Raw genomic sequence first — 7209 nt, forward strand, 5'->3', positions numbered from 1 at the left:
TTTGGACCTTAATCAACTTCTGGCGCTCGATGTGCTGCCGCAGCTCCTGAAAGGAGCTGCGGTCACGCTCAAGATCACGCTGATCACGGCGGTCGTCGCCTTCGTTCTTTCCTTTGTCGTGGGCTTCCTGCGCCTCGTGCCCAATCTCTGGGTGCGCCGCCTCACCACCGCCTATGTCGAGATATTGCGCGGCACCTCGGCCATCGTGCAGCTTTTCTATCTGTTCTTCATCCTGCCGGCCTTCGGCATCTCGCTGCCGCCCACCACCACCGCCGTCATCGGTCTTGGCCTCAACCTCTCCGCCTATGGCTCGGAAATCGTCCGCGCCGGCATTCTGGCGATCGGGCAGGGCCAGCATGAAGGGGCGGCAGCCCTCGGGCTCAATCGGATGCAGACTTACCGGCTCGTGATTCTGCCGCAGGCGATGGTGGCGATGCTGCCCTCCTTCGGCAATCTGCTGATCGATCTCGTCAAGGCAACCTCGCTCGTCTCGCTCATCACCATCACCGAGCTTACCTTCTCCGGCCGCCAGATGGTCGTCACCACCGGGCACACGGTCGAGGTGTGGACCTGGGTGATGATCCTCTATTTCGCCATGGCCTATCCGCTCACCTGGATGGTGCGCGGCGCCGAGCGCTATGCGGCGCGCTATCGGCAGGAGGCGTGATGTTCAGTTTCGAATTCCTGATCCGCATCCTGCCCGACCTCATGCGCGGCCTTATCGTCACGATCGAAGCGACCTTTGGCGGCTTCGCGCTGGCGCTCGTCGTCGGTTTGCTGCTGGCGCTGGGCCGGCGCTGCGGGGTAAAGCCGCTCAGGCTGTTCTGCGACGGCTATATCGCGCTGATGCGCTGCACGCCGCTGCTGGTCCAGCTCTATTTCGTCTTCTACGTGCTGCCGTCCTATGGCATCCGGTTTCCGGCGCTGGCGACGGGCATATTATGCCTCGGGCTGCATATTGGAGCTTATATCGCCGAGGTCTATCGGGCCGGCATCGAGGGCGTGCCGGAGGGACAGTGGGAAGCGGCGCGCGCGCTCGGGCTCAAATCCTATCCGCTGTGGACACGGGTCGTCCTGCCGCAGGCCTTGCCGCCGATGATTCCGCCGCTCGGCAATTTCCTCATCGGCCTGTTCAAGGAGACGCCGCTGCTCGCGGCGATCACAGTCGTTGATGTCTTCGGCGCCGCCAACAATGTCGCCGGTCTCACCTATCGCTACAACGAGCCCTATACGGCGGTTGCGGTGATCCTGCTCACGGTAAGCCTCGTCGCGGCGCATTTCGTGCGCAAGCTCGAACGTCGCTTCACCTCGGCGAAACGCTAGCCTAGGCCTTGATCAATTGGGCGTACCCGGATTCTTGCCTGGGCCGGTGCTGCCCGGCGTGCGGCCGGGAACGATGGTGCCGCCGGGGCCGGGCTTGCCGATATTGCCGAACAGTTGCTGGATGATCGTCAGCTCGCGGCCCTTGCTGGGCGTGGTGCGGGAATTGATATCGATGACCTTGCCGTCCTCGAGGCCGTATTGGCCGAGATTGGCGACCTGGTCGTTCTGGTCGAACCGGATGGCGATCACCTGGCGCTCGACTTCCTTGGGGTTGAGGAACGCCCTCTGCTCGGTCGTGCTGGAGATGTAGTAGTAGCTGTCGCCCTGGTAGTTGACGCTGGCCGTCGTCGAGGGCGACCCCAATATGCCTTCGACTTCGGACTTGGCCATGCCCTCACGCACTTGGGCGAAGGCGCCCGGTTTGGCGAGATAGCCGCGATGGGCGATATTGGAAGAGCAGGCTGCGACGGCAAGGGCCATTGCGGCGGGAACCAGAAGGCGGCTTGAGAAGCTGAGGAGGCGGCGCATGTCTTTCCGGCAGCGTTTGAACAACTAACAGATTTCCCAGTCTATACCGGGAATTACGTGGGAGCCGTTAACGATGATTTTGTCTCTTTTCAAGCGCAAGGCGTCCCGCATTTCCCTGCGAGCGGTCTACGGGGCAATTGTGGCTGCGGCGCGGCATCCCCGCTTCTATGCCGAATGGGGTGTCCCCGACACCGTGGATGGCCGCTATGACATGATCATCCTTCATGCCGTGCTGGTGCTGGATCGGCTCGCCAGCGACGGAGAGGCGGGCCGGAGCTTCAGCCAGGGGCTGACTGATGAGGTGTTCGCCGATATGGACCGCTCGCTGCGCGAAATGGGGGTAGGCGACCTGTCGGTGGGCAAGAAGGTCCGCCGCATGGCCGAGGTCTTCTATGGCCGAGCCCAGGCCTATACGCCGCTTTTGCGGGCCGATGACACCCCAACGCTGGCGCAGGCGATCTACCGGAACATTTATGCAGGTGAGGGGCCTGAGGCCGGCGCCGGCCGTATTGCCGCCTATGCGCTGGAGGTGCGCCGCTATTTGCAAGAACGCCCGACAGCGCCCATTTTGGCGGGGCAGATAGGTTTTCCGGATCCCTCGAAATGACACCGACTCACCCGATCGAATTTTCCCGCCCGCTCGATATCACACGCGTTCCCGCCCAGGGGTCGACCGAACGGATCTCGGCTGAGCCGGCCGAATGCGCGGGCCTGGCGGTGCGCTTCGGGCTGCCGGCGATCCACAGTCTCTCGGCCGAGCTCAAGGTCTCGCGCTGGCGAGGCGAGGGACTCAAGATCGATGGCCGATTCTCCGTCGATCTGGACCAGATCTGCGTCGTCAGCCTCGAAGTCTTTCGCGCGACGCTAACGGATAGGTTCGAGAGCTATTTCCTGCCCGCGGGCCGGATGGCAGGGAAGAACGATGCCGCCATCGAGGAGGGGGACGCCGAACCCTTCGAAAATGGCGTGATCGACATGGGCGAAGCCGTGGCCGAGGCTGTGGCGCTGGCTCTTGACCCCTATCCGAAGAAGCCGGGAGTTTCCTTTGCCGATATTGTGGACGAGCCCGCTCCTGCCAAGGAAGAGAATCCTTTTGCCCGTCTCGGCAGCCTCAAGAAAGGCTGAAACGGGGATGGCCCTTGAAACTATCTTTTCGGTTGTTTCGCACTTGCCAGCGGCTATTGTCCGCCGGCCCGTGCTAGGTTGTTCAAAATTTCGCGAACCGGGGGTCGCCGAGCATACATGACTGGCAAGATGACGATTGCGCTTGACGCCATGGGTGGCGATGCAGGCCCTGAAATGGTGCTCCCGGGGGCCCAGCTCGCCAGCATCCGTCATCCGGAGCTGAGATTCCTGCTGTTTGGCCACAGCGCTCGGCTGGCGCCGCTTCTCGAAAAATACCCCCGCCTCAAGGGCAGGAGCGAGGTGCGACATTGCGAGATCGCCGTGGCGATGGAGGACAAGCCCAGCCAGGCGCTCAGGCGGGGCCGCGGCAAGAGCAGCATGTGGCTCGCCATCGAGTCGGTCAGGACCGGTGAGGCCCAGGGCGTCGTCTCGGCCGGCAATACCGGCGCGCTCATGGCCATGGCCCGTTTTGTGCTCAAGACCATCCCCGGTATCGAGCGGCCGGCGATCGCTGCCATCTGGCCGACCTTGCGGGGCGAAAGCGTGGTTCTCGATGTCGGGGCCACGATCGGCGCCGATGCGCGTCAGCTTGTCGAATTCTCGCTCATGGGCGAGGCCATGGCGCGCTCCTTGATGGGGCTGGACCGCCCCACTGTCGGCCTCCTCAATATCGGCGTCGAGGAAGTCAAGGGACTGGAAGAGGTGAAGGAGGCCGGCCGGCTGTTGCGCGATCTGGGGCTGCCTCTCGAATACAAGGGCTTCATCGAGGGCGATGACATCGGCAAGGGCACTGTCGATGTCGTGGTGACGGAGGGCTTCACCGGCAATATCGCGCTCAAGACGGCCGAAGGCACGGCCAAGCAGCTTTCGACCTATCTCAGGCTCGCCCTCAACCGCACCTTGTTGTCGCGGCTCGGTGCCTTTCTGGCGAGTGGCGCTTTTGCGACGCTGCGCGAGCGCATGGACCCGCGCAAGCACAATGGCGGTGTGTTCCTCGGACTTAACGGTATTGTGGTGAAGAGCCATGGCGGGACCGACGCCTTGGGATTTGCGACGGCGGTGGATGTCGCCATCGAGATGATACGCAACGGTCTCGTCGCCAAGATCGCGGCCGACGTCGCGGAAATGAACAGGCATATGGACGCGTTCGCGCCGCAAGCCGCGGTCAATGCGTGAGGAACGCGAAGAAAATGAGTTGTGAAAAATGGGATCTGGTGTGCAGCGTCGTGCGGTGATCGAAGGAGTGGGCTCGTATCTTCCGGCCCGCATCATGAGCAATGCGGATCTGGCGCGCATGGTCGACACCAGCGACGAATGGATCGTCGAGCGCACCGGCATCCGCGAGCGGCGCATTGCGGCCGAGAAGGAAACGACCGGCGACCTCGCCATCAACGCCGCGCGTGACGCGCTGGCCCAGTCGGGCATCGATGCCCAGGAAGTCGATCTGATCATCGTCGCGACCTCGACGCCGGATGACACATTTCCTGCGACCGCCGTAAAAGTGCAGGCAGCGCTCGGCATCGAAAAGGGGTCGGCCTTCGACGTGCAGGCGGTGTGCTCGGGCTTCGTCTATGCGCTCACCGTCGCCGACAGCCTGCTGAAGGCGGGCCAGGGAAGCTGTGCGCTGGTCATCGGTGCTGAGACTTTTTCGCGTATTCTCGATTGGACCGATCGCACCACCTGCGTGCTGTTCGGCGATGGCGCCGCGGCCGTCGTGATGCGCACCGCCGAGGGCGATGGCACGATCGCCGATCGCGGCATCCTTGCCGCGCGTCTGAGATCCGATGGACGCTACCGCGACAAGCTCTATGTCGATGGCGGCGTGTCGTCGACGATGACGGTCGGCCATTTGCGCATGGAAGGCCGCGAGGTGTTCAAGCATGCGGTCGTCAACATCGCCAGCGTCATGGCGGAGACGATCAGGGAGGCAGGACTCGAGCCAAAGGATATCGACTGGTTCGTGCCGCATCAGGCCAATCGCCGCATTCTCGAGGGAACTGTCAGAAAGCTCGGTGTAACGGAAGATCGGGTCGTGATGACGCTGGAAAAGCACGGCAACACATCGGCGGCGTCCATTCCGCTCGCCCTCGACACCGCGGTGAAGGATGGCCGCATCAAGCGCGGCGATCTGGTGCTGATGGAGGCCATGGGCGGCGGCTTTACCTGGGGCGCTGCCCTCGTCCGCTGGTGATACTTTCGGTTAAATCTCTAAGCTATTGAGTTCACAGAACTTTCCTGTTGACCGGAGTCGCCATCCATCTTACCCTTGCAATTGGGCAAGCAGGGGAAACAGATGGCTGGTAAGACACTCACGCGCGCCGACCTGAGCGAAGCCGTGCATCGCAATGTTGGCCTGTCGAGAACTGAGTCTGCCGATCTCGTCAAATCAGTTCTGGATATCATCACCGATACGCTGATCACCGGGGAAACCGTGAAGCTGTCCTCCTTCGGGACCTTCATGGTGCGCAGCAAGACCGGGCGCATCGGCCGCAATCCCAAAACGGGCGAGGAGGTGCCGATTACACCGCGGCGCGTCCTTGTCTTCCGTCCAAGTCAGGTTATGAAGAATCAGATTAACGGTGTAGAAGGCGGTTCAGAGGACTAGCGAGGCGGGCGCCCGACTACGCAACTAGGGCGTTTCCCGGCCGGGTTGGCGGAACTTGGCCGCGGAAGCGCTCCAGCTAGAGGCAATTGGGTTTCTGTCCTTGGGACGTGATTCGGCCCGAGGGCAGGGATTCTTAGGACGACGATGTTGGACAAGGCGCCAGAGGCATTTCGAACGATCAGCGAAGTGGCTGAGGAACTCGATGTTCCCCAGCACGTGCTGCGTTTCTGGGAAACCCGCTTCGGTCAGATCAAGCCCATGAAGCGCGGCGGCGGTCGCCGCTTCTACCGTCCCAACGATGTCGATCTCCTCAAAGGCATCCGCGCCCTGCTCTATGGCGAGGGCTATACGATCCGCGGCGTCCAGCGCATCCTGCGCGAGGAGGGGGTCCAGCAGGTCGCCTCGATCGGGCGCGGCGAAACCGCCGCCCGCAAGCGCGATGCCCGCGATCTTGAGCTCGACGGCGTTCCGGCCCCGGGCCGGGCGCTGCAGGCGCCGCGAATCAAGCGCCAGGCCCCGCCTCTGGGGCTGGCGCCTTTTGCTCGCGGCGGCGAGCCGCCGGCGGCCCAGCCGGCACCGCCCCGCATGAGCGACTCGCAGGTCCAGTCCCTCCGCCTCGCGCTCGCCGAATTGGGCGCCGCCCGCAAGCTGCTGGGGGCCGACGAACAGGGCGAATAGCCCCTGACGCCGGGATTTCCATGGCGAATAGGGCTTTGCCTCGTTTGATGGTGGTGTTATACCCGCGCCCGTCGGAGCGTAGCGCAGCCCGGTAGCGCACTTCTCTGGGGGGGAAGGGGTCGCAGGTTCGAATCCTGTCGCTCCGACCATCACTTTTCCCCCTTTGATATCATTGGTCATTTTTGACGGTGCTCCACCTTGCGCACTCGGGTCGCCATGAAGTGCCGTGACTCTGGCATGCCATGGCCCGTTCTCCTGTGACTTTCGGGCAACAGCAGGAAATTACTTGGCGAGGATTGCCTCGTTGGCATTGAGTATCCTGGGGGGAATCTGTCTAATAATATAGAGAGGGCCGATTTAATTCCTTTGTGGGGGATCACTGATGATCAAAAGACTGAAGCTTTCCGCCAGCGCCGCTGCGCTGATGCTGCTTGTGGGGGGCGCTGTGTCGTCGGCGCAGGCCGCCGACGTGATGGATCCGGGCTGCATGTTGTCGGGTTCGGTGGCGGCCGGCTTCCTCTATGACTGGCAGACGCTGGATTTTGGCGGCAATGAGGATTTCGACATCGACTGGTCGACGCCGTTTGGCGAGGGTGCGGGCCTTGTGACCTGCGGCGGCTTCAACGCCCAGGCGGATGTCGCCTATTACGCCCATTCCGGCGATTTGGATGATATATCGAGCAAGGATGCCGACCTCGACCAGACCAATTCGCATATTGGCGGCGCGCTGTTCTACCGCGATCCGTCCAGCTGGGCTGGCGGCCTTCAGGCGTCGTGGATTTCGCAGGATATCTTCGGCAAGGACATCGATGTGTTCCGGGTCGGCCTGTTTGGCGAGTTCTATCTGGATGATGTGTTCACGCTCGGCGGTTCGGCGCATTACTATAACGCCGACTGGCCGGAAGGGGTGGACGAGGATGGTTTCCAGCTTGCGGCGTGGGGCCGGTTCT

The 7209-nt window shown here is 62.6% G+C and carries 10 protein-coding genes and 1 tRNA gene; 10 read left to right on the top strand and 1 reads right to left on the bottom strand.

What is annotated here, in order from left to right:
* Position 1 precedes the first annotated feature (1 nt).
* Complete coding sequence (ehuC, locus tag DT068_RS19705) at positions 2–667, top strand: ectoine/hydroxyectoine ABC transporter permease subunit EhuC (protein WP_119391583.1); 666 nt, start codon at positions 2–4, stop codon at positions 665–667.
* The gene (gene ehuD, locus DT068_RS19710; protein WP_368904839.1) at positions 664–1323 is read left to right on the top strand and encodes an ectoine/hydroxyectoine ABC transporter permease subunit EhuD; all 660 of its coding nucleotides are present in this window, start codon (positions 664–666) and stop codon (positions 1321–1323) included. The genes ehuC and ehuD overlap by 4 nt, the downstream gene beginning before the upstream one ends.
* A 12-nt stretch (positions 1324–1335) precedes the next feature.
* Here the strand turns inward: ehuD and DT068_RS19715 are convergent, their stop codons facing one another.
* Positions 1336–1851: an outer membrane protein assembly factor BamE gene (locus tag DT068_RS19715; RefSeq protein WP_119391585.1), complete on the bottom strand. Its 516-nt coding sequence runs from the start codon at positions 1849–1851 to the stop codon at positions 1336–1338.
* 73 nt (positions 1852–1924) lie between these two features.
* Between DT068_RS19715 and DT068_RS19720 the strand changes: the two genes are divergently transcribed.
* The 8 genes from DT068_RS19720 to DT068_RS19755 form a co-directional block, all read left to right on the top strand.
* Complete coding sequence (locus DT068_RS19720) at positions 1925–2458, top strand: ubiquinol-cytochrome C chaperone family protein (protein ID WP_119391586.1); 534 nt, start codon at positions 1925–1927, stop codon at positions 2456–2458.
* Positions 2455–2976 (top strand): YceD family protein, encoded by a 522-nt coding sequence (locus DT068_RS19725; RefSeq protein WP_119391587.1) that lies wholly within the window; start codon positions 2455–2457, stop codon positions 2974–2976. The genes DT068_RS19720 and DT068_RS19725 overlap by 4 nt, the downstream gene beginning before the upstream one ends.
* Before the next feature lie 117 nt (positions 2977–3093).
* A complete protein-coding gene (gene plsX / locus DT068_RS19730; protein WP_119391588.1) occupies positions 3094–4152 on the top strand; it encodes a phosphate acyltransferase PlsX in 1059 nt (352 codons plus the stop codon).
* A 28-nt stretch (positions 4153–4180) separates the two neighbouring features.
* The gene (locus tag DT068_RS19735) at positions 4181–5167 is read left to right on the top strand and encodes a beta-ketoacyl-ACP synthase III (RefSeq protein ID WP_119391589.1); all 987 of its coding nucleotides are present in this window, start codon (positions 4181–4183) and stop codon (positions 5165–5167) included.
* Between the two features lie 102 nt (positions 5168–5269).
* Positions 5270–5581, top strand: coding sequence for an integration host factor subunit alpha (locus tag DT068_RS19740; protein WP_119391590.1), 312 nt, complete (start codon positions 5270–5272; stop codon positions 5579–5581).
* A gap of 147 nt (positions 5582–5728) precedes the next feature.
* Positions 5729–6259, top strand: a complete 531-nt coding sequence (locus DT068_RS19745) for a MerR family transcriptional regulator (RefSeq protein ID WP_119391616.1) — start codon at positions 5729–5731, stop codon at positions 6257–6259.
* A 72-nt stretch (positions 6260–6331) separates the two neighbouring features.
* Positions 6332–6408, top strand: a tRNA-Pro gene (locus tag DT068_RS19750).
* Positions 6409–6641: 233 nt separating this feature from the next.
* The coding region (locus tag DT068_RS19755) for a hypothetical protein (protein ID WP_162914322.1) at positions 6642–7209 on the top strand (568 nt) is incomplete at its 3' end.

It is taken from the genome of Taklimakanibacter lacteus, assembly GCA_003576695.1.
GTDB lineage: Bacteria > Pseudomonadota > Alphaproteobacteria > Rhizobiales > Aestuariivirgaceae > Taklimakanibacter > Taklimakanibacter lacteus.

What these genes read in the sequence shown, in the direction of transcription:
- DT068_RS19720 (WP_119391586.1), top strand. Translation starts at nt 1,925, where the DNA reads ATGATTTTGTCTCTTTTCAAGCGCAAGGCGTCCCGCATTTCCCTGCGA.
- DT068_RS19725 (WP_119391587.1), top strand. Translation starts at nt 2,455, where the DNA reads ATGACACCGACTCACCCGATCGAATTTTCCCGCCCGCTCGATATCACA.
- plsX (WP_119391588.1), top strand. Translation starts at nt 3,094, where the DNA reads ATGACTGGCAAGATGACGATTGCGCTTGACGCCATGGGTGGCGATGCA.
- DT068_RS19735 (WP_119391589.1), top strand. Translation starts at nt 4,181, where the DNA reads ATGGGATCTGGTGTGCAGCGTCGTGCGGTGATCGAAGGAGTGGGCTCG.
- DT068_RS19740 (WP_119391590.1), top strand. Translation starts at nt 5,270, where the DNA reads ATGGCTGGTAAGACACTCACGCGCGCCGACCTGAGCGAAGCCGTGCAT.
- DT068_RS19715 (WP_119391585.1), bottom strand. Translation starts at nt 1,851, where the DNA reads ATGCGCCGCCTCCTCAGCTTCTCAAGCCGCCTTCTGGTTCCCGCCGCA.